The following is a 19,342-nucleotide window of genomic DNA, read 5'->3' on the forward strand; positions in this document are numbered from 1 at the left end:
GCGACAGGCAACAATCGGCCCAACAACAGCCAGTCAATGAAGCAGTGGCCTGCGACCGCGATCAATCACAATTCAATGCGGCTGAGACAACTCAAAAGCCTGCTCAAGGAGCACCAAAGCGGACGAGCGCAGCCTCGATAAATCGTCGGAGTTTGGCTGTTCTCTGACGATTGGCCGTGTAGAGCAAATGCATTTGTCGGCTTGGTGCTTCGTAAATCAGCTAACAGTCGAACCAACTCACCGCTGCGCAACGCGGGCTCAAGAAAGTCTTCGGGACCAAGGATAATCCCGAACCCGTCCAGCGCTGCCGACAGCAGTACTTTGCTCTCGTTGACCTGCAATCGACTGACGACTTGTACCCGTTCAACTGCGGAGCCTTTGCAGAATACCCATTCGCGGTCGGCCGGCCGGGACCAATAGGCATACCCCAGACACTCATGGTTCTTCAGATCATCCGGTATTTGCGGCACTCCGCGGTCGGTCAGGTAGCTCGGTGCCGCACAGGCTACCAACCGATAAGGTGCCAACGGCCTGGCGGTCAAACTGGACGCGGTCAGCGGGCCAATTCTGAAAGTCACTTCATAACCCTCCTCTACATTGCCGCTCTCGACCGATTCGAAACCACCACCAGCCGCTTGCTCGCCGAGCATCTGCCCCACTCCAGCGTGGTCAAGGTGTTCAATGCAATCCTCGCCCAGGACCTGGTGCAGGACGCGCGCCCGAAAGCAGCGCCCGACCGACGCGCACTGCCGATCGCGGCGGATGATCCGGCGGCGAAAGCGCTGGTGATCAAGTTACTGGACGAGATTGGATTCGACGCGGTAGATGCGGGCAGTCTTGATGAAAGCTGGCGATTCGAACGGGCTAAACCCGCCTACTGCATACCGCTGGATAAAGAGGGGCTGAAGGTTGCCTTGGCTGCGGCGCATCGGCAGGTCGAATTGCCCGAGGGATCGTGGCGCCGCTGAATAGCCCACAACCTGCTGGATCGAGAGAAGGCTTGGAGCTGACTGCGGACAGTGTCAGCTTTAGGTCGACTCCGACCTGTGACGGCCGGCAACAGTCGACCCAATAGGGTTGTCCACAACGCCCCATCAATTAGGCCGCAAGCGGTCGCCCTTAACGATGTGGGTGTACAGTCAAAGACACCAGTTTGAGCACAATGGGGCGAACGACGAGTATGCACAGGAATGCCACTGGCATGGCCAATTTATAGGCGTGCAGCGCATTACTTAGGTAATCATTCTCAATACCGGAATTTGCCGCAGTGATCACGAATGACATCAAGAGCGCCATGATGGTGGCCATATACAGTGCGAAAACATAAGGCGTAGCGCGAACCGAGAGCTTACGTTGGTTGAAAAATAGAGCTTTAGAGGATGTTTTTGGATTCATATCAGACCTTTTTGATCTTCGATTGGTAGGTGATGAACACCATAGCAAGATCAAAAATTAGCAACTAGACGGCTAGCAGTGGTTGCTTTATAAACAAAATCTTATGAATGACTCTTCTCGCTGGAATAAAGATGAACCTGTTAGGGGCGATTGCTAGCTTTATCAAGGTGGTTGAAGCGGGCTCCATCGTGGGCGCGGCCAAAACCCTGGGCGTCAGTGCGGCAGCCATTAGCCAGACCCTAAATCGCTTGGAAACCCACCTGGGTACGCGCCTTCTCCAGCGCACCACGCGTAGCATGGCGTTAACCGAAAGCGGCATGGTGTACTACGAAAAAGTGAAACGTATAGCGCGTGATCTCGAATCGGCGCAAAGCGCGATCACCAGCGCGCAGACTCAACTCCAAGGGCGACTGTGCATCGCTTCTACCTCCGCTTTCGGGCGGCATGTGTTGGCGCCACTAATCGCCGGCTTCGCTGCACGTTACCCACGCCTGATACTTGAACTCTCAACCACAGATCGCAAAATTAATCATATTCAAGAAGGCATTGATCTGAGCCTGCGGATAAAACCACAACTGGAAGAGGGGATCGTCGCTCGCAAGATCGTTTCAGTCCCTTTTATCATCTGCGCGTCACCCATCTATTTGGAACGAGCCGGCTGGCCACGCGATCCTGAAGACCTCCAGCACCATGCCTGTCTACCGTTTCGCTACCCGCTAGACGGACGCTTTCTACGTTGGGGTTTTATCCGGGATGGGCAACGTTACGACGCTACTCTCAATGCGACCGCAATCAGCGACGATGTTGACGCTCTAGCCCAAATGGCCGTCCGTGGCGCGGGAATAACCCGTTTGGCGGAGTTCGTGGCGGCGCCCTTTATCGAAAGTGGCCAACTCGTTCCTCTGTTTGAACATCGCCACGCTTCAACTTATGCCTACGCTGAACCGCTCGATATTTATGTATGTGTCCAGGAACGAGCCGCCATCACACCCAAGGTCAAAGCTTTTATGCATTATTTGACTGAACATCTGGAAATGCGCTGGCCGATGGAAAATACCTTTACGGCGTCCTGATACGGTGCTTTGCCGCCTTTATAAATTCAATGGCCAAACTTTGCATCGGATAACAGTTACGAACTGCTGCTTGCCGGTGACTGCGGCCGATTGCAGTCTGATTCAACGGGCAGCTTCGGGTCGTATGCCGCCCTTCTCAATAAACAGCAGTAGCCCAAAAGCAGTCAATTTCGCTCCATTTCGGCTACCCTCACAAAGCGCCACGCAGCAATCACCTTGTGCCAGGCGCCTCGACATTCTTTCGTAAATGCACCGGAGATGTTCCATGCTCAAGCGTACCCTGGCACTGGCCGTCGGCTTGTCCTTGTCTTTTTGCACCCTGCTGGCGCAAGCCGCCGAGACCCTGAAAGTCAGCGCGATTCCCGATGAAGCGCCGACCGAACTGCTGCGCAAGTTCAAGCCGCTTGGCGCCTATCTGGAACAACAATTGGGCATGAAGGTTGAGTTCGTGCCTGTCAGCGACTATCCGGCGGTGGTCGAGGCGCTGGCTACCGATCGCATCGACCTGGCCTGGCTGGGCGGCTTCACGTTCGTGCAGGCACGCCTGAAAACCGGCAATGCCATTCCGTTGGTGCAGCGTGAACAGGACGCCCAATTCACCAGCAAATTCATCACCGCCGACCCAGCCGTCAAGTCCCTCGCCGATCTCAAGGGCAAGACCTTTGCCTTCGGCTCGGTGTCCTCGACTTCCGGCAGTCTCATGCCGCGCTACTTCATGCTCAAGGAAGGCATCAAGCCGGAAACGTACTTTAGCCGCGTGGGCTACTCCGGTGCCCATGACGCCACCGTTGCCTGGGTCCAGGCTGGCAAGGTCGACGCCGGGGTGCTCAACGCCAGCGTGTGGGAAAAACTGGTCGCTGCCGGCAAGGTCGATACCACCAAAGTCAAAGTGTTTTCGACCACCCCAGCGTACTTCGACTACAACTGGACGGTGCGCGGAACCCTCGATCCGGCGCTGGCAGCCAAGATAAAGGCTGCGTTCCTGGCGCTCGATCCGGCGAACCCGAAAGACAAGGAGATTCTGGACCTGCAGGCCGCCAGCCGCTTTATCGAAACCAAGCCTGAGAACTACAAGGGCATCGAGGAAGCCGCACGCGCCGCCGAACTGCTCAAATGACGTTGCATCTGACCCAGGTCAGCCTTACCCACGCCAACGGTGTCCAGGCGCTGCGTGGCGTGGATCTGCACATCGGTGCACGCGAACAGGTCGCGATTATCGGCCCGTCCGGCGCGGGTAAGTCGAGTCTGCTCAACCTGCTGGCCACCGCCCTGCGGCCGGGCAACGGCGAGCTGCAGGTGCTCGGCGAGCGCGTCTGGCAGCTTTCTGCCCGTCAGCGTCAGCGGCTGCGCGCGCGCATCGGCCTTATCCATCAGGCGCCTCCCCTGCCCCCGCGCCAACGCGTGGTCACCGCGGTTCTGGCCGGCAAGCTGGGTCAGTGGGGTCTGGGCAAGAGCCTGCTGAACCTGCTGCATCCGCTGGATGTTCCGGGCGCACGCGCGGCATTGGCCAGGCTGGACCTGAGTGACAAGTTGTTCGCGCATTGCCAGCAACTGTCCGGTGGACAGCTACAGCGCGTGGGCATTGCCCGCGTGTTGTATCAAGCGCCCGAGGTGTTGCTGGCAGATGAGCCGGTATCGGCGATGGACCCGGTGTTGGCCCAGCACACGCTTTCGGTGCTGTGCCGCCATGCCCGGGAGCAGAACGTCACCCTGGTCGCCAGCCTGCACGCGGTGGACCTCGCCCTGGCGCACTTTTCGCGCATCATCGGCTTGCGTGATGGACAGATCCTGTTCGACCTTGCGGCCAGCGCCGTCGATCGCGAGCTGCTCGACAAGCTCTACGCCAATGAGCAGTTGCAATCCTCGCCGATTCCTCCGGCGCCCTTGAGTGTGCAGATCCCCCGATGCTGACGTCTGACACCCGCGATCCGGCCGCCCTGCCCCGTCTGCTGCTCACCCTGCTGGCTCTTGTCTTGCTGTGGCCCGGCATCCGCTTCAGCGAGTTGGACCTCCGTGTGCTGGTGGCGAGTGACAGTCAGAGCGAGATGGGCCGGTTTGTATCCGCCTTCTGGCCACCGGCCCATGGCGACGAGTTCATCCAGCTGTTGTTGCAAGCCACCCTGCAGACCCTGGCCATCGCCACGGCCGGCATGGCCCTGGCGTTGCTGTTGGCCGTTCCCGCCGGCCTGCTCGCCAGTCGTGCTCTGTCGCTGTCTGCTGCCTCCCGCGCTGGCCACCCGAGCTATTGGGGCCAACTGCTGCGTTGGCCCATACGCGGTTTACTGATCTTCCTGCGCAGCGTGCCGGAAATTGTCTGGGCCCTGCTGTTCGTGCGCGCCGTCGGCCTCGGCCCGACGGCCGGGGTACTGGCCATTGCCATCACTTACAGCGGCATGTTGGGCAAGGTCTACGCGGAAATTTTCGAGTCGGTCGACCAGCGCCCGGTACACGCGCTACTACAGTCCGGCAGTGGTCGGCTCGCAGCCTTTTGCTACGGAATCCTGCCCAATGTCGCTGCGGAACTGCTGTCGTACACGGTGTACCGCTGGGAATGCGCAATCCGCGCCTCGGTGGTGATGGGCTTCGTCGGTGCCGGCGGCCTGGGCCAGCAAATGGATTTGTCGTTGCGCATGTTCGCCGGCGGTGAAGTGGCCAGTCTGTTATTGACGTTCCTCGTCCTGGTGCTGCTCGCCGATCAACTCAGCCGCCTGCTGCGCTGGAGGCTGACATGAATCGCCTGTTCAACCTGGCACTGCTTCTGTGCATCGGCGCAGCGGTCATCGCCTCGTTCAACTACCTGGGCATCGACCTCGGCGAGCTCGGCGGCGCCGGCAACCTGAAGCAGATGGGCGCTTATGCCCAGCGTTTTCTCAGCCCGGACCTGAGCTCGAGCCATCTACAAGCCATCGGCCACGGCGCCCTGGAAACCCTGGCCATGTCGGCCCTTGGCACCCTGCTCGCGGCGGTGTTCGGCCTGTTACTGGCATTGCCCGCAGCCGGGCGCTACGGCTGGCCTTTGCAGAGCGCGTCACGCCTGGTGCTCAACGCCTTGCGCGCGGTGCCGGAACTGGTATGGGCCGCGCTGATGGTCCTGGCCGCCGGGCTCGGCCCCAACGCCGGCACCCTGGCCTTGGCCCTGCACACCACCGGCGTGCTCGGCCGGTTGTTCGCCGAAGCACTGGAAAACACCCCGCCAGAACCGGCCGACGCGATCCGTCTGCAGGGCGGCAATGCCGTATGGGCGTTCTGTTACGGCACCCTGCCCAACCTGTTGCCACAGCTACTGGCTTACATCCTGTACCGCTGGGAAAACAACATCCGCATGGCCAGTGTGCTCGGCTTCGTCGGCGCCGGTGGTTTGGGGCAAATGCTCTATGTCAGCCTCAGCCTGTTCCAGGAAGCTCAAGCCAGCACGGTTATTCTGGCGATGCTGTTATTGGTCTTGGCCGTCGATACATTGAGTAGCTGGAGCCGTCAGCGTTGGGTCAAGGCTTGAGCCAGGAAAGTCGGCACCCTTAACCCACACTTTGTTACCGCATACCCCAGCCGGGTGTAAAAACCTGCTTAGGTAACAGCCCCGCAGGTTGCCTCCCCCCAAGCGTTCACCTGCCTGCCAAGCCCATCCCAGAGCGCTGTACGCGTTTTCTCAAACGCCCAATCGGCGAATTGGCCGGGTGATTGCATATGCTTGTCTGTACAAGTACTTGCGTGTGCATAAGACATTTCGCAGCGCAGTACACGCGCTCTTGCGGCACAAGCGCTTTCGATGGTCCCTGGGAATAAAATAATGAAAAAAGCATTTCTCACTCTTTCTGCATTGGCTTTGTGTGTGGCTGCCGGTTCTGCGCTGGCCAAGGAGTACAAGGAGTTGCGATTTGGCGTCGACCCCTCTTATGCGCCGTTCGAATCCAAGGCCGCCGACGGCGGCCTGGTGGGCTTCGACATCGACCTGGGCAACGCGATCTGCGCGGAGCTGAAGGTCAAGTGCAAGTGGGTTGAAAGCGACTTCGACGGCATGATTCCCGGCCTCAAGGCCAACAAGTTCGATGGCGTGATCTCTTCCATGACCGTCACGCCGGCGCGTGAGAAAGTCATCGATTTCTCGAACGAGCTGTTCTCTGGCCCGACCGCGCTGGTATTCAAGAAAGGCGCGGCCATCGGCACCGATCCGGACTCCCTCAAGGGCAAGAAAATCGGCTACGAGCAAGGCTCCATCCAGGAAGCCTACGCCAAGGCCGTGCTGGACAAGGCCGGGGTAGAGACCCAGGCCTACGCCAACCAGGACCAGGTGTACGCTGACTTGATCTCCGGACGCCTCGATGCCTCGATCCAGGACATGCTGCAAGCCGAACTGGGCTTCCTGAAGTCGCCACCAGGCGCCGACTTCCAAGTCAGCGAGCCGGTCGAAAATCCCCTCCTTCCAGCCAAGACCGCCGTGGGTCTCACCAAAGGCAACGTCGAGCTTCAGGCCTTGCTGAACAAAGGTATCAAGGCACTGCACGACAATGGCACCTATGCGGCTGTCCAGCAGAAGCACTTTGGCGATCTGAATCTCTACAGCGACAAATAATGACCCTGCGCCCATTTCCGGATGGGCACTTTTTTGATTGAGGTAGGGCTGCTCAATGCTAGAAAACTTATTGCAGATTCTTGGGCTGTCAAACTTTAGCCTTCAGGGTTTCGGCCCGCTATTGCTGCAAGGCTCCTGGATGACGGTCAAATTATCCTTTCTGTGCTTGCTGGTGAGCGTTGGCCTGGGCCTGATCGGCGCCAGCGCCAAGCTTTCGAAATCGGCACTGCTGCGCGTCCCTGCGCAGGCCTACACCACGCTGATTCGCGGGGTGCCGGACCTGGTGCTGATGCTGTTGATCTTCTACAGCCTGCAAACCTGGCTGTCCTCGTTCACCGACTTCATGGAATGGGAATACATCGAGATCAACCCGTTCAGCGCCGGGGTCATTACCCTGGGCTTCATCTACGGGGCTTATTTCACCGAAACCTTCCGTGGCGCCATCCTCGCCGTACCGCGAGGTCAGATGGAAGCGGCTACCGCCTACGGCCTGACCCGCGCCCAGCGCTTTCGCCTGGTGGTGTTCCCGCAAATGATGCGTTTTGCCCTGCCGGGCATCGGTAATAACTGGATGGTGATCCTCAAGGCCACCGCGCTGGTGTCGATCATTGGCTTGGCCGATCTGGTCAAGGTGGCCCAGGACGCGGGCAAGAGCACCTATCAGCTGTTCTTCTTCCTGATTCTGGCCGCCTTGATCTATCTGGTGATCACCACCGTTTCGAACTACGTCTTGCGCCGGATGGAAATCTTCTACGCCGCAGGCACCCGGGAGGCCGTGCGATGATCGAGCTACTGCAGGAATACTGGAAACCTTTCCTGTTCCAGGACGGCAATCACATCACCGGGCTGGCCATGACCCTCTGGCTGCTCAGTGCCTCGATCCTCTTCGGCTTCGTGATGTCGATCCCGTTGTCGATTGCCCGGGTCTCGAGCAATGTCTGGGTGCGCTGGCCGGTGCAGTTCTACACCTACCTGTTTCGCGGTACGCCGCTGTATATCCAGCTGCTGATTTGCTACACCGGCATTTACAGCCTGGCCGCGGTGCGTGCTCAGCCAGTACTGGATGCGTTCTTTCGCGATGCGATGAACTGCACCATCCTCGCCTTCGCCCTGAACACCTGCGCCTACACCACGGAGATCTTCGCCGGGGCGATTCGCAGCATGAACCACGGTGAAGTCGAAGCGGCCAAAGCCTACGGGCTGACCGGCTGGAAGCTCTATGCCTACGTGATCATGCCGTCCGCCCTGCGTCGCTCGCTGCCTTACTACAGCAACGAAGTGATTCTGATGCTGCACTCGACCACCGTGGCCTTCACCGCGACCATCCCGGACATTCTGAAAGTCGCGCGGGACGCCAACTCGGCGACCTTCCTGACCTTCCAGTCGTTCGGCCTCGCCGCGTTGATCTACCTGGCAGTCACATTCTCCCTGGTCGGCCTGTTCCGCCTGGCTGAACGCCGTTGGTTGTCTTTCCTCGGCCCGGCTCACTAATTCAGGATGCTTGTTCATGTACAAATTGACCGTTGAAAACCTGCACAAAAGTTACGGCAACCATGAAGTCCTCAAGGGCGTTTCGCTGAATGCCAAGACCGGCGATGTGATCAGCCTGATCGGCGCCAGTGGTTCGGGCAAGAGCACCTTTCTACGTTGCATCAACTTCCTGGAAACGCCCAACGACGGCGCCATGAGCCTGGACAACCAGCCAATTCGAATGGTCCATGACCGCCACGGCATGCGCGTGGCCGACGCCAATGAGCTGCAACGCATCCGCACTCGCCTGGCGATGGTGTTCCAGCATTTCAACCTGTGGAGCCACATGACCGTGCTGGAAAACATCACCATGGCTCCACGCCGGGTGCTGGGTGTCAGCAAGAAGGACGCAGAGGATCGCGCCCGGCGCTACCTGGACAAGGTCGGTTTGCCGGCACGGGTTGCTGATCAATACCCGGCGTTTCTCTCGGGTGGTCAGCAGCAACGGGTCGCCATTGCCCGTGCCCTGAGCATGGAACCGGAGATCATGCTGTTCGACGAGCCGACGTCGGCCCTGGACCCGGAATTGGTGGGCGAAGTGCTCAAGGTGATCCAGGGGCTGGCCGAAGAAGGCCGCACCATGATCATGGTGACCCACGAAATGAGCTTTGCGCGCAAAGTGTCGAACCAGGTGCTGTTCCTGCACCAGGGGCGGGTCGAAGAGCAAGGTGCGCCCGAGGACGTATTGGGCAACCCCAAAAGCGAGCGCCTGCAGCAATTCCTCAGCGGCAACCTGAAGTAACCGGAGCGCCTTCGAGCGACCGCAGAGTTGCTCGAAGGCGCTGGCTCAACCGGATAGTCCATCCCTCCTGCCCTCTACTGAGCAGCTGAACTCATTCTTCCTGCAGCCCTGCCATACTGTTCAGCATGACCCGTGCAACTTTCCGCTTCTACGAGGAGCTCAACGATTTCCTGCCGGCCGAACGGCGGCGGCAGTCCTTCACTTGCGAGTGCGCGCGAGGGGCGACGGTCAAGCACATGATCGAGGCGCTCGGGATACCGCACACCGAGGTCGAGATGGTGCTGCTCAATGGCGAGTCGGTGGGCTTTGAGCGGGTGATCTTCGACGGTGACCGGTTGGCGGTGTATCCCAAGTTCGAAGCGCTGGACATCAGCCCGTTGCTCAAGGTTCGTACGCAACCTTTACGGGTGCTGCGCTTCGTGGCTGATGCGCACCTTGGCGGGCTGGCCAGCCTGCTGCGCATGAGCGGCTTCGACACCCTCTACGACAATGGCTTCGACGATGCCGAGATCGCCGAAATCGCCGCGCAGCAAGGACGCATCGTGCTAACCCGCGACCGCGAACTGCTCAAGCGGCGGATCATCAGCCACGGCTGTTACGTGCACGCCCTGAAACCGTCGCTGCAGCTGCGCGAATTGTACGAGCGCCTCGACCTGGCGCGTAGCGCGCGCCCCTTCAGCCTGTGCCTTCATTGCAACCTGCCGCTGCACGAGATCAGCCCGGAACTGGCCCGGCCGCAGGTGCCGCCACGCGTTGGCGTCCTCTATTCGCACTTCCTGCGCTGCGACGCCTGCCAACGGATTTACTGGGAGGGTTCGCACTGGCGCGGTATGTGTGCACTGTTGGCACCTCTGCTGGACCGATAGCCGAGCCCATCGGCTCGGCTGCGTGGTCAGGGACAACTGGCTTTTGCATCAGATAGATACGGCCAGAAGCAGTCCTTCGAATGACAGTCAGCGCTGAGAATGAACGGCTTTGCTCGAACGAAAGACCAGGTAACTTGCCACCACCAGCACCCATGCAGCAATACCGCCATACAGCATCACCCAGCCAAACCCATGCGCCAAAGCTGCGTTGGCGACATCGACCGGAATCGTGATCCCTTGGCCAGTCGGCACCAACACGGCAGAGTTGCCGGCCGAAATATTCTCCGCCAGCCATCTCAGTTGCCCATCATCGGGCGAGCCAGACAACTGGTTGCGCAGGGAAGACAGGATACCTTCCACCAAGATGAATCCCATCAGCGCGATATTAATTGCAAGGCTGATCATGCGAGCGCTGATATCGATGCCCGATGCCATGCCGGCACGTTCACTGGGCACCGATCCGGTGGTGGTATTGGTCACAGGCGTATTGGTCAGCCCCAGTCCGACTCCGGCGATCAGGCAGCCTGGAAGCATCGTCAGCCAGCTGGCGTGCGCGACACTACTGCCCCATTTCATCAGCAGGAACCCCAAACCTATGGTGAACAAACCTGCGGGAATCACCACGTCAGGTCGATAGCGCAGCGCCAGCCGTTCACCTAACGGGGGAACAACCAGCGTCGGCAGCGTATAGGCCAGCAGTGCCAGACCGGTGCCGACACTGGCGTAGCCCAGGCTATTTTGAAAGTACAGCGGCAGGTAAATCATGAACGGCCAGAAGCTGAAGTTCATACCTGCCGACCCTAGCAAGGCACCCGAGAAGCGACGGATGCGCAATACCGAGAAGTCGAACATGGGATCGACATAGCGTCGCTGCGCAACGACAAAGACGATGAAGCTGAGCATTGCCACAACCAGGCTGGTGATGGCCGAACCACTGGAAAAACCCTCCCCCGCGCCCTGAGTGATGAACCAGGAAAGGCCTAACACTGCCAGCGACAACGAAATAATGCCCAACACATCCAGCCTGCGACGCTGCGGATCACGTGACTCATCGACACCGGCGATCACCAGCACCAGCGCGAGCACGGCAATGGGCGCATGCACCAGAAACACCCATTCCCAACTCGACAACGCCACGATAACGGCGCCGATTATCGGGCCAAACCCCAAACCGATACCGAACACGATTCCCCAGGCACTGAACGCTTTCCCGCGCGCAGCTCCCGTCTGAAATCGGTGAGACAGCACGGCCACCTGACAGATCAGCATGGCACCACCGGACATACCTTGCAGGAATCGGTTTGCAACCAACACATTGGCGCTTTGCGCCCATCCACAGCCCAGTGAGGTCATGCCGAAAAGCACCAGGCTGATGACAAACACTCGCTTGCGTCCATACCGATCCGCCAGTGTGCCGGTGGCCATCAGCACCGTGGTGCAGGCGATGGTGTAGGCATTCATGATCCACTGCATATCTTTAAAATCGCTGTGCAGAACCGATTCAAGAGTGGGCAGGATTGCCGGCACGCTCGAGATTTCCAGGCCGAACATCAGCGACGCCAAACACACGGCGGCGATGGTGAAAATATCCTTCTGCGACGGAGAGAACTGCATCGTGATCTTCCAGATCAAGTTGATGGGCACTGGCAAGACCGCTCTGCACGCAGTCAGGGGTAGAGACGCGATAGCCTCGCCAGCGTCACCGGGCACAAGTCCAAGTGAGCGGCCGCATTCTGGAAGTAATTAAAAAATGACAGAAATGATTTAATTTCGTAAGTTTTATTAATATTCGTCATGAGTTGACTAAATGGACTTCGACCCAGCTCTGTTGCGTGCTTTTGTCGCGATCAAGGACACCGGTAGTTTCACTCGTGCCGCAGAGCGGCTGCACTTGAGCCAGTCAGCGATCAGTCATCAGATCCGGCGTTTGGAAGAACAGGCCGGAACCACGCTATTGGTACGCACCACCCGACGTTTGACGCTGACGGAAGATGGTGAAGATTTTCTGCGCCATGCCGAACAAATCCTCAAAGCACAAGATGCCCTCTCCCGACGTTTCGAAGCGTCGTCGGTATCCGGGGCCGTGCGCTTCGGTGTGCCAGAAAACTTTATCGGCGAGGGCCTGCCGCCGTTACTGTCTCGGTTCGCCAGACAATTTCCCGCCGTACGCCTGGATGTAACCGTCGGCACCTACCTCGATCTGCGCGCGCTGGTTGATGCCGACGGGCTCGATCTGGCCGTAGTCATGGCATTGCCGGGCAGCCAGGCCGGCGGTACCGTGCTGCGCGAAACCCGGTTTGTCTGGGCCGCGGCGCAGAGTTTCGACTTTACCGGCGATGCTCCTTTGCCACTGGCGTTTGCCCCAGCACCCTGCTTGCACCGCCAGGTGGCCGTAGATGCGTTGGAGAGCTCCACCGTGGATTGGCGGGTCGCCTTTACCTCTCCAAGTCAACAAGGACTGCGAGCGGCGGTATTGGCGGGGCTTGCCGTCACCGCCCTACCGCTGGGCGATCTAGAGCCTGGCATGGTGGTCATTGACGGCCAATATGGCCTGCCACCGCTGCTGGATGCTGATTTCAGACTGATATGGAGCGTCACGGGAAAGACCCCCGCGGCCAATGCATTTGGACAACTGCTGGTGGAGATGTCTGAGTCATCATCGATCTAGAACAAGCTGGCTGCCATTGGCACTCCAGAGTAAGTGCCCTGTTGATTGCGAAGGGTTGCTTTGAGTCCAGAATGTGTAAAAAGCCCCTGATCTCGAAAGCCCTGTGTAAAACTCTTATCTCGATGGACGTTGAGGTCACGAGCGACCTTGCTCCTGGAACATCTTATTGGCGTGACGAACACCGTCCACAGGACTCGCGAGGAAGCACATGATCGATGGTTCCGCCGTTTTGACAGTCTTTTTGGTCTACCTGGCCGGTGTCGTTATCCCAGGGCCAAATTTCGTTGCAGTGGTCCATAAAGCGGTGGCTGCTACACGGTCAGAAGCTCTGGCCTTGGTAGCGGGCATCATACTGGTCAATCTGTTCTGGTCCACCTGTGCAATTGCAGGTCTCGGGGTTGTATTTGCTGCGCTCCCTTGGGCTGCGCTTGTTGTAAAAGTTCTGGGCGCCGCCTACCTGATGTGGTTCGGATTCCGACTGCTGATCAACGCGGGGAAGAATGCGCTTGGCCCGCTAAATGATGCCGTCGCCGGTAGTTGCCGGCAGTCCTTCATTCAGGGGGTGGTTACCAACATCGGCAACCCCAAGTCCATGGCCTTCTATGCCGCTGTTTTTTCAGCAGCAGCCCCCGCCCACGTTTCACCAGGCACGTTTTTGTCGATGCTGGCAGTTGTAGTGGTGGTTTCAATGACCTGGTATGGAATGGTCGCAATCACTCTTTCGCAACCCAAGATTGCGTCCGCGTATCAAGGGAGGAAAAAAGCTATCGACCGACTGTGCGGCGGTTTGATTTTATCTTTGGGAGTCCGCCAGTTGGTTTAGCAATTCCACGATTGATTCGCCTGACAAAATCCCTTACCCCGCACTCAATTCCCACAACACATCCAGCACATGTTGCGTAGGCCGTTCGATGTCTCGACTACGGTGGGCAATACCCAGTTGCCGCCACAATAAGGGCTTTAATGGCCGCATGACGATCCTGGTATCGGGCAATGGCGTGGAGGCTTCATGCGGCAACAACGTCGCACCATAGCCAGCCGCCACCAGGCTTTTGATCGCATCGTTGTAGTTCAGTTGAATACGCGGCGCAGGCTGCGGCCCACCACTGGCGAACCACTCCGCAGTCAAACGCGAAAGACGTGTGGTGTTGTCATTCAGAATCAATGGCTGAGTGGACAGCCAGTCGGGGGTCACAACCTCCGGGGATTCCCAGCGAGCCGGCAGGAAGGCCATGACCGGGTCCCGTCGCCATGGCTCGATCCGCAAGCCCTTCACCGGGGACTGCGGCAGCGCGACCAAACCGATTTCCAACGAGCCCTCGGCAAGCTTCTTCAAAGTTTCCTGCGACGTGAGCACCGCGACCTGCACATCGATAGCGGGATGGCGCTGGCTCAACGTCTCCAAAGCGTGCGGCATCAACTGTGCGATGGCCCCTGTGGAGGCGCCTAGCCGCACACGCCCGGCCAATCCCTGCACCTGACGTTCCACGTCCTCAAGCGCCTGCTCCGCATCCGCCAACAGGCGGCGCGCACGTTCCACCAGTGTGTTCCCAATCGCCGAAGGCTGAACGCGCCCACGCGTGCGCGACAACAGCTTGCCGCCCACGCGCGACTCCAGGTCGGCGATATGCAAACTGACCGTGGGTGGCGCCAAGTGCAGCACACGGGCCGCCTCGGCAAACGAACCCAGGTCGGCAATCGCCACCAACGTGCGCAGACGGTCCAGGCTGATTTCGCGCATGAGTGACCCCTCGTTCAGAAAAACTGAATTTCATCGTTTATAAATTCAACTTTTCCTATCTTAGCGCTTCACTGAAGATTGGAACTCCTGATTTCCTATGTCCGAGAGCATTCCATGGCAAGTCCCCTTGTATTCATCGATGGCGACCAAGGCACCACCGGGCTGCAAATCCATCAACGCCTACGCGACCGCAGCGATCTGCGGCTTATCACTCTCAGCCCCGAATATCGCAAGGATCCGCAACGTCGCGCCGAAGCCATCAATAACTGCGACATCGCGATTCTGTGCTTGCCCGACCAAGCCGCGCGCGACGCTGTAGCGACCATCGAAAACCCCGCCGTGCGGGTGATCGATGCGAGTTCGGCGCACCGCACCCATCCAGACTGGACCTATGGTTTCGCGGAGATGAATCCGCAGCAGAGCCAACGCATCGCCGCCGCACGACGGGTCAGCAATCCGGGTTGCTATCCAACGGGGGCCATAGGGTTGCTGCGCCCTTTACTGGAGGCCGGATTACTGCCCAGGGATTACCCGATGAACATTCATGCCGTGTCGGGTTATTCCGGGAAAGGACGTGTCGGGGTGGAAGAGCATGAGGGAGAAGACGCAGCACAGGCGTCGGCGTTTCAGGTCTATGGGCTGGGGTTGGCACACAAACATATTCCAGAGATTCAACAACAAAGCGGTCTGACGGAGCGGCCGATGTTTGTGCCGGCCTATGGCGCTTTTCGGCAGGGGATCGTACTGACCATCCCCTTGCAAACCCGGTTGTTGGCGCCAGGTGTGAGTGCGGTGCAGTTGCATGCGTGTCTGATGCGGCACTACGCCGATGCGAGCCATGTACAGGTGATGTCGATGCTGGAGGCTAAAGGGCTGACGTCCCTTGATCCTCAGGCACTTAACGGGACTGATGATGTGCGACTGTCAGTGTTTGAGAATGATGAGACGGGGCAGGTTTTGTTGGCTGCGGTGTTTGACAATCTTGGGAAGGGAGCAGCTGGAGCAGCAGTGCAGAATCTGGATTTGATGCTTGCAGGAACGTGACTCCGATTACCCGCGCGAATTAGCGTGATGCCCTCATCCCGAGCCAGAATTAGAGGTCAGGCCAGGTTCGCGCCTGAAGCCGTGAGCCCATTTAACGGTAATATCCAGACTAAAACACCGACTTCAACTTGTAGAGAAAACATCTTGTTTGGGCATAAAGAATCGAGCAAACAGCTCGGATTGTGACTTGATATTTAATTTGGCATAAATATTGCGACGATGAACCTTTATCGTTTCCACCGAGAGGGAAAGTTTTCCGGCTATCTCTTTATTAGAGAAGCCACTGAGCAACAATCTGAGCACATCGCTTTCGCGCGCTGTTATTTGCGTGCCAAGCTGGGTAATCGTTTCTGGCCATAGAGGTGGCTCAGCGAGATTTTTCTCTACATCATTTTCAAAACACATGCGCTGATGCATTAATGCAGTCACCCACGGCTTGATAATATCAAGCATTGTTATTTGCTCTTGATCAAAACGGACTTTGCTACCAATGGAAATGCATAACGTTCTATCGGCATCGAGCTGAACATTGTACTGAGCTTCATCCACAGAGATATATTGCGCAAAATATTGATGATAATACTCAGTTTCAAGAAAGTATTCCGGCGCAATATCCAGCAAATGAAAGAAACCACTCTGGGGGTTTTCTCGATTAGCTATATAAAATGGATCCAGCAGGTAAAGCCCCTTCACATAGCGATGAATGAACGCGTCTACCTCTTCGACATCTGCGACCTCAGGAAGACTAACAACTTGCACTTGTTGATTGCTAAAGATCAATACAACCCAATTATCGATTTGCACGTATTCGTTTAATATACGAACAAGCGAACTCCAGAATTCTGGACGGTTCAACTGCATGATCAGTTTCCCAATCGATCGGTGCCAAGCCAGGCTATGAAGGTCGAACGGCATTTTCTACCCCTTTTGGGTTAGGGATTCGTAGGTCAGAGGTAAGTATTCGTAGGTATTTACTATTTGGTAACGCCCGGTATATTCGCTACCAGGACTTACGATGGCCATGAGGGCACATCGTCTTGACAAGGATGTTGCATGAGAAAATCACGTTTGCGAACCATTTTTTCGGCCTCGCTTCTCTGTGCTGGGATGAGCACATCAGTGGGAGCTGTAGAGCCTGGGGTGCATCTGTACAACTGGTTCGGGCTTCTCGCACCGGAGACCCCAAAGGAGTTTGAGCAGGCAACCGGCACCAGAGTGCATATGGATGCTTTCGACAGCGCCGAAATCATGCAGAGCAAGGTAATGGCTGGGCGCACGGGGTATGACGTGGTTGTGGCCACCTCCAATGTGTTGCCAAGCCTGATCCAGGCGGGAGTACTTCAGCCGCTGGATCGTAATCAACTGAGTAATTTGTCCCATATCGATCCTGATATTTTGTCCCAGGTCGCGGTCAATGATCCTGGTAATCGCTACGCCGTGCCCTATCTATGGGGCACTACCGGCATTGGCTATGACGTTGACAAAGTCAAAGCGGCATTGGGTGATAATGCTCCGGTGAATAGCTGGGATTTGATCTTCAAAGAAGAAAATATCAGCAAGCTCCAGTCGTGTGGTGTGGCAATGCTTGACTCTCCAAGTGAGATCATTTCGATTGCTTTGCATTACCTTGGGCTCCCCAGCAACAGCAGGAACCCGGATGATTACCAGAAAGCTCAAGCCCTACTGTTAAAAATCCGTCCCTACGTCCTCTATTTCGACTCATCCCGAATTGACGCTGACCTGGCTGACGGCAATATTTGTGCAGTCGTGGGATGGGCTAATGGTGCCCTTGCCGCGCAGGCCATAAACGAGAAGACCAACACTGGACGCAAGATTACCTACAGCCTTCCTCGCGAAGGAGCGCTGGTCTGGTCGGAAAATCTGGTTCTTCTAAAAGACGCGCCCCACCCAAAGGAAGGTATGGCGTTTATTAATTATATGTTGCGACCAGAAGTTATTGCCAAGACCTCAAACCACACTCTCTACCCTAACGCTAATAAAGATGCCGCTGAGTTTGTCGAGCAGAAGTTGCGAGACAACCCCTGGATTTATCCAGACAAAAAGACTATTGCCACACTTATCCCACTTGAGCCATTGCCATTGAAGCTGGAGCGAATCCGCACACGGATTTGGACCAAAGTGAAGAGTGGTGTGTGATCTGACTTGATTTGTCACCTGTTGCTCTATGCATGTCTTTGTTTTATACGCGGACATGCTATGAGCAGCAGGCTGAGGCTATTTATGTCCGGACAGTAAGACGCAAACGCTGATATACGGGGGCGCCAAATTAGTGGGTTAGTGCCTGTTATAGGCTCTTGCCCTGAGCTGGACTTACCCGGCTTCCTGACATTGACATCTGCGACAGCGCCGATTCAACTCCTTATGCAAGAAGAGAACAGTGGATGTTCAGCCCAGCCAATCAGACGCCTTTCAGTTTGACCATCGACGGTTTTGCGCACGATTTTCAAGTACTCGCATTTACCGGAGATGAGGCGATCAGCAGGCCTTATCTCTTCAACGTGGAGCTTGTTAGCGAGCGGTCTGACCTGGATCTCGAAAGCCTCTTCGACGTAGAGGCTTTTCTGACCTTCGACACGAAAGGCAGCGGCATCCATGGACGGATCTATCACATCGCCCAAAGCGGTAATGCTCAGCGTTTGACGCGCTACAATCTGGCCCTCGTACCGCACCTGTCCTACTTGCGCCACCGCATCAACCAGAGGATCTATCAACAGTTCTCGGTGCCGAAAATCGTCGCCTTGATACTGGAAGAACACGGGATTGTGGGTGAAGCTTATCGGTTTAATCTGGGGTCGACCTACCCCGAGCGTGACTACTGTACCCAGTACGATGAAACGGATTTGCACTTTATTCAGCGCTTGTGCGAAGAAGAAGGTATCCACTTCCACTTCCAACACAGCGCTCAAGGCCACGTGCTGGTCTTTGGCGATGATCAGGCAGCTTTTCCCAGGATTGGGCAACCCACTGCTTATGGACAAGAGAGCGATAGAGTGGCCAACGAGCCACTGATCAAGCGCTTCAACCTACGCCTGGGGAGAAACGAGCAACAGCCAGGCATGGAAAACGATATCAAGCTGAAGCCTTTCACAAGCCATGAGCACGGCAAGCAGATAAGTCTGCGTGCTATGGAGCGCCGCCACGCGGCTTATCGTCAAGCTGAAGGGCAAGGTGACCAGACCCGGTTAGTCAGTGGCCATGTTCTGGAGATCTCTGGCCACCCGCGCCAGGAATGGAACGACCTATGGTTACTGACTCAGGTCATCCACGAAGGCAAGCAACCACAGGTATTGAGCGAGAACGTCGCCAGAAGCAACACTGACAACGAGGATGACTTTCATCAGGGTTACCGCAACCGCTTTATCGTTCTTCCGTGGGACGTGTCCTATCGTCCGCCTTTGGCTCACAAGAAACCTCAGGCACCAAGCAACCACACCGCTGTGGTCATCGCTCTGGAAGACGAGGAGATCCAGAGCGATAGGCGCCTCGGAAGGGTCAAGGTCAAGTTCCCCTGGGACCGCGAAGGTAGATTTGACGACAAGAGTTGTTGTTGGCTGAGGGGGACTTCCAATTGGAGTTGTGGAATTACGCCCCCCCGAACGGGCATGGAAGTCATGGTTACATTTCTCGAAAACGACCCCGACCAACCGCTGATCAGCGGTTGCCTGTGCTGCCGCTAACCGCAAGCCCTATAA

Annotated in this window: 19 protein-coding genes and 2 pseudogenes; 16 read left to right on the forward strand and 5 right to left on the reverse strand. The window is 57.2% G+C overall.

Annotated elements, in window-relative coordinates:
* Positions 1 to 103: 103 nt before the first annotated feature.
* A pseudogene (locus AC1RL4_RS19165) lies at positions 104 to 596 on the reverse strand (LysR substrate-binding domain-containing protein); the annotation flags it as partial.
* Between AC1RL4_RS19165 and AC1RL4_RS19170 the strand changes: the two are divergent.
* A pseudogene (locus AC1RL4_RS19170) lies at positions 594 to 968 on the forward strand (NADPH-dependent F420 reductase); the annotation flags it as partial. The pseudogenes AC1RL4_RS19165 and AC1RL4_RS19170 overlap by 3 nt on opposite strands.
* Before the next feature lie 151 nt (positions 969 to 1,119).
* On the opposite strand, the gene AC1RL4_RS19175 reads toward AC1RL4_RS19170, so the two are convergent.
* Entirely contained in the window at positions 1,120 to 1,395 is a 276-nt protein-coding gene (locus tag AC1RL4_RS19175) for a DUF2798 domain-containing protein (protein WP_018925645.1), read from the reverse strand.
* A gap of 131 nt (positions 1,396 to 1,526) precedes the next feature.
* On the opposite strand from AC1RL4_RS19175, the gene AC1RL4_RS19180 reads away from it, so the two are divergent.
* The 10 genes from AC1RL4_RS19180 to AC1RL4_RS19225 all read left to right on the forward strand — a co-directional run bounded on the left by AC1RL4_RS19180 (position 1,527) and on the right by AC1RL4_RS19225 (position 10,176).
* Positions 1,527 to 2,468 carry a LysR family transcriptional regulator gene (locus AC1RL4_RS19180; RefSeq protein ID WP_019580196.1) on the forward strand — a complete coding sequence of 314 codons (942 nt, stop codon included), beginning with the start codon at positions 1,527 to 1,529 and terminating at the stop codon, positions 2,466 to 2,468.
* Between the two features lie 265 nt (positions 2,469 to 2,733).
* Positions 2,734 to 3,585 carry a putative selenate ABC transporter substrate-binding protein gene (locus tag AC1RL4_RS19185; RefSeq protein ID WP_019580195.1) on the forward strand — a complete coding sequence of 284 codons (852 nt, stop codon included), beginning with the start codon at positions 2,734 to 2,736 and terminating at the stop codon, positions 3,583 to 3,585.
* Positions 3,582 to 4,379, forward strand: a complete 798-nt coding sequence (locus tag AC1RL4_RS19190; protein WP_028941348.1) for a phosphonate ABC transporter ATP-binding protein — start codon at positions 3,582 to 3,584, stop codon at positions 4,377 to 4,379. Before AC1RL4_RS19185 ends, AC1RL4_RS19190 begins: the two co-directional genes overlap by 4 nt.
* Positions 4,373 to 5,200: a phosphonate ABC transporter, permease protein PhnE gene (gene phnE, locus AC1RL4_RS19195; protein ID WP_230175058.1), complete on the forward strand. Its 828-nt coding sequence runs from the start codon at positions 4,373 to 4,375 to the stop codon at positions 5,198 to 5,200. Before AC1RL4_RS19190 ends, phnE (AC1RL4_RS19195) begins: the two co-directional genes overlap by 7 nt.
* Positions 5,197 to 5,964 (forward strand): phosphonate ABC transporter, permease protein PhnE, encoded by a 768-nt coding sequence (phnE, locus tag AC1RL4_RS19200; protein WP_230175060.1) that lies wholly within the window; start codon positions 5,197 to 5,199, stop codon positions 5,962 to 5,964. The genes phnE (AC1RL4_RS19195) and phnE (AC1RL4_RS19200) overlap by 4 nt, the downstream gene beginning before the upstream one ends.
* Before the next feature lie 291 nt (positions 5,965 to 6,255).
* Entirely contained in the window at positions 6,256 to 7,038 is a 783-nt protein-coding gene (locus AC1RL4_RS19205; RefSeq protein ID WP_096479959.1) for a transporter substrate-binding domain-containing protein, read from the forward strand.
* Positions 7,039 to 7,093: 55 nt separating this feature from the next.
* A complete protein-coding gene (locus tag AC1RL4_RS19210) occupies positions 7,094 to 7,822 on the forward strand; it encodes an ABC transporter permease (protein WP_019580190.1) in 729 nt (242 codons plus the stop codon).
* Positions 7,819 to 8,529 (forward strand): ABC transporter permease, encoded by a 711-nt coding sequence (locus tag AC1RL4_RS19215; protein WP_019580189.1) that lies wholly within the window; start codon positions 7,819 to 7,821, stop codon positions 8,527 to 8,529. Before AC1RL4_RS19210 ends, AC1RL4_RS19215 begins: the two co-directional genes overlap by 4 nt.
* 16 nt (positions 8,530 to 8,545) lie before the next feature.
* Positions 8,546 to 9,310, forward strand: a complete 765-nt coding sequence (locus AC1RL4_RS19220; protein WP_019580188.1) for an ABC transporter ATP-binding protein — start codon at positions 8,546 to 8,548, stop codon at positions 9,308 to 9,310.
* Between the two features lie 125 nt (positions 9,311 to 9,435).
* Positions 9,436 to 10,176: a Mut7-C RNAse domain-containing protein gene (locus tag AC1RL4_RS19225; RefSeq protein ID WP_018925635.1), complete on the forward strand. Its 741-nt coding sequence runs from the start codon at positions 9,436 to 9,438 to the stop codon at positions 10,174 to 10,176.
* Between the two features lie 87 nt (positions 10,177 to 10,263).
* Here AC1RL4_RS19225 and AC1RL4_RS19230 read toward each other — a convergent pair whose 3' ends face one another.
* Entirely contained in the window at positions 10,264 to 11,790 is a 1,527-nt protein-coding gene (locus AC1RL4_RS19230; RefSeq protein ID WP_028941344.1) for an MFS transporter, read from the reverse strand.
* Positions 11,791 to 11,983: 193 nt separating this feature from the next.
* Between AC1RL4_RS19230 and AC1RL4_RS19235 the strand changes: the two genes are divergently transcribed.
* Both AC1RL4_RS19235 and AC1RL4_RS19240 read left to right on the forward strand, forming a co-directional pair.
* The gene (locus AC1RL4_RS19235) at positions 11,984 to 12,844 is read left to right on the forward strand and encodes a LysR family transcriptional regulator (protein WP_019580185.1); all 861 of its coding nucleotides are present in this window, start codon (positions 11,984 to 11,986) and stop codon (positions 12,842 to 12,844) included.
* A gap of 208 nt (positions 12,845 to 13,052) precedes the next feature.
* Positions 13,053 to 13,667, forward strand: coding sequence for a LysE family translocator (locus AC1RL4_RS19240; RefSeq protein ID WP_230175061.1), 615 nt, complete (start codon positions 13,053 to 13,055; stop codon positions 13,665 to 13,667).
* Positions 13,668 to 13,700: 33 nt separating this feature from the next.
* Here the strand turns inward: AC1RL4_RS19240 and AC1RL4_RS19245 are convergent, their stop codons facing one another.
* Positions 13,701 to 14,585 carry a LysR family transcriptional regulator gene (locus AC1RL4_RS19245; protein ID WP_096479956.1) on the reverse strand — a complete coding sequence of 295 codons (885 nt, stop codon included), beginning with the start codon at positions 14,583 to 14,585 and terminating at the stop codon, positions 13,701 to 13,703.
* Positions 14,586 to 14,699: 114 nt separating this feature from the next.
* Here AC1RL4_RS19245 and argC point away from each other — a divergent pair, with 114 nt between their 5' ends.
* Entirely contained in the window at positions 14,700 to 15,629 is a 930-nt protein-coding gene (gene argC, locus AC1RL4_RS19250) for an N-acetyl-gamma-glutamyl-phosphate reductase (RefSeq protein WP_204124040.1), read from the forward strand.
* A 123-nt stretch (positions 15,630 to 15,752) separates the two neighbouring features.
* Here argC and AC1RL4_RS19255 read toward each other — a convergent pair whose 3' ends face one another.
* A complete protein-coding gene (locus tag AC1RL4_RS19255; RefSeq protein ID WP_019580181.1) occupies positions 15,753 to 16,544 on the reverse strand; it encodes a response regulator transcription factor in 792 nt (263 codons plus the stop codon).
* Positions 16,545 to 16,682: 138 nt separating this feature from the next.
* Between AC1RL4_RS19255 and AC1RL4_RS19260 the strand changes: the two genes are divergently transcribed.
* Both AC1RL4_RS19260 and tssI read left to right on the forward strand, forming a co-directional pair.
* Positions 16,683 to 17,786, forward strand: a complete 1,104-nt coding sequence (locus tag AC1RL4_RS19260) for a polyamine ABC transporter substrate-binding protein (RefSeq protein WP_018925631.1) — start codon at positions 16,683 to 16,685, stop codon at positions 17,784 to 17,786.
* A 245-nt stretch (positions 17,787 to 18,031) separates the two neighbouring features.
* A complete protein-coding gene (gene tssI, locus AC1RL4_RS19265; RefSeq protein WP_230175063.1) occupies positions 18,032 to 19,327 on the forward strand; it encodes a type VI secretion system tip protein TssI/VgrG in 1,296 nt (431 codons plus the stop codon).
* The last annotated feature ends 15 nt before the right edge of the window (positions 19,328 to 19,342 follow it).

It is taken from the genome of Pseudomonas sp. GW822-FHT07A10 (genome assembly GCF_058798795.1).

Bases quoted from the DNA above. Each gene is read 5' to 3' on its own strand.
- AC1RL4_RS19205 (WP_096479959.1), top strand. From the start codon at position 6,256: ATGAAAAAAGCATTTCTCACTCTTTCTGCATTGGCTTTGTGTGTGGCT.
- AC1RL4_RS19180 (WP_019580196.1), top strand. From the start codon at position 1,527: ATGAACCTGTTAGGGGCGATTGCTAGCTTTATCAAGGTGGTTGAAGCG.
- AC1RL4_RS19175 (WP_018925645.1), bottom strand. From the start codon at position 1,395: ATGAATCCAAAAACATCCTCTAAAGCTCTATTTTTCAACCAACGTAAG.
- AC1RL4_RS19185 (WP_019580195.1), top strand. From the start codon at position 2,734: ATGCTCAAGCGTACCCTGGCACTGGCCGTCGGCTTGTCCTTGTCTTTT.
- AC1RL4_RS19230 (WP_028941344.1), bottom strand. From the start codon at position 11,790: ATGCAGTTCTCTCCGTCGCAGAAGGATATTTTCACCATCGCCGCCGTG.
- AC1RL4_RS19220 (WP_019580188.1), top strand. From the start codon at position 8,546: ATGTACAAATTGACCGTTGAAAACCTGCACAAAAGTTACGGCAACCAT.
- phnE (WP_230175060.1), top strand. From the start codon at position 5,197: ATGAATCGCCTGTTCAACCTGGCACTGCTTCTGTGCATCGGCGCAGCG.
- AC1RL4_RS19225 (WP_018925635.1), top strand. From the start codon at position 9,436: ATGACCCGTGCAACTTTCCGCTTCTACGAGGAGCTCAACGATTTCCTG.
- argC (WP_204124040.1), top strand. From the start codon at position 14,700: ATGGCAAGTCCCCTTGTATTCATCGATGGCGACCAAGGCACCACCGGG.
- AC1RL4_RS19240 (WP_230175061.1), top strand. From the start codon at position 13,053: ATGATCGATGGTTCCGCCGTTTTGACAGTCTTTTTGGTCTACCTGGCC.
- AC1RL4_RS19210 (WP_019580190.1), top strand. From the start codon at position 7,094: ATGCTAGAAAACTTATTGCAGATTCTTGGGCTGTCAAACTTTAGCCTT.
- AC1RL4_RS19255 (WP_019580181.1), bottom strand. From the start codon at position 16,544: ATGCCGTTCGACCTTCATAGCCTGGCTTGGCACCGATCGATTGGGAAA.
- AC1RL4_RS19190 (WP_028941348.1), top strand. From the start codon at position 3,582: ATGACGTTGCATCTGACCCAGGTCAGCCTTACCCACGCCAACGGTGTC.
- AC1RL4_RS19235 (WP_019580185.1), top strand. From the start codon at position 11,984: ATGGACTTCGACCCAGCTCTGTTGCGTGCTTTTGTCGCGATCAAGGAC.
- AC1RL4_RS19245 (WP_096479956.1), bottom strand. From the start codon at position 14,585: ATGCGCGAAATCAGCCTGGACCGTCTGCGCACGTTGGTGGCGATTGCC.
- AC1RL4_RS19260 (WP_018925631.1), top strand. From the start codon at position 16,683: ATGAGAAAATCACGTTTGCGAACCATTTTTTCGGCCTCGCTTCTCTGT.
- phnE (WP_230175058.1), top strand. From the start codon at position 4,373: ATGCTGACGTCTGACACCCGCGATCCGGCCGCCCTGCCCCGTCTGCTG.
- AC1RL4_RS19215 (WP_019580189.1), top strand. From the start codon at position 7,819: ATGATCGAGCTACTGCAGGAATACTGGAAACCTTTCCTGTTCCAGGAC.
- tssI (WP_230175063.1), top strand. From the start codon at position 18,032: ATGTTCAGCCCAGCCAATCAGACGCCTTTCAGTTTGACCATCGACGGT.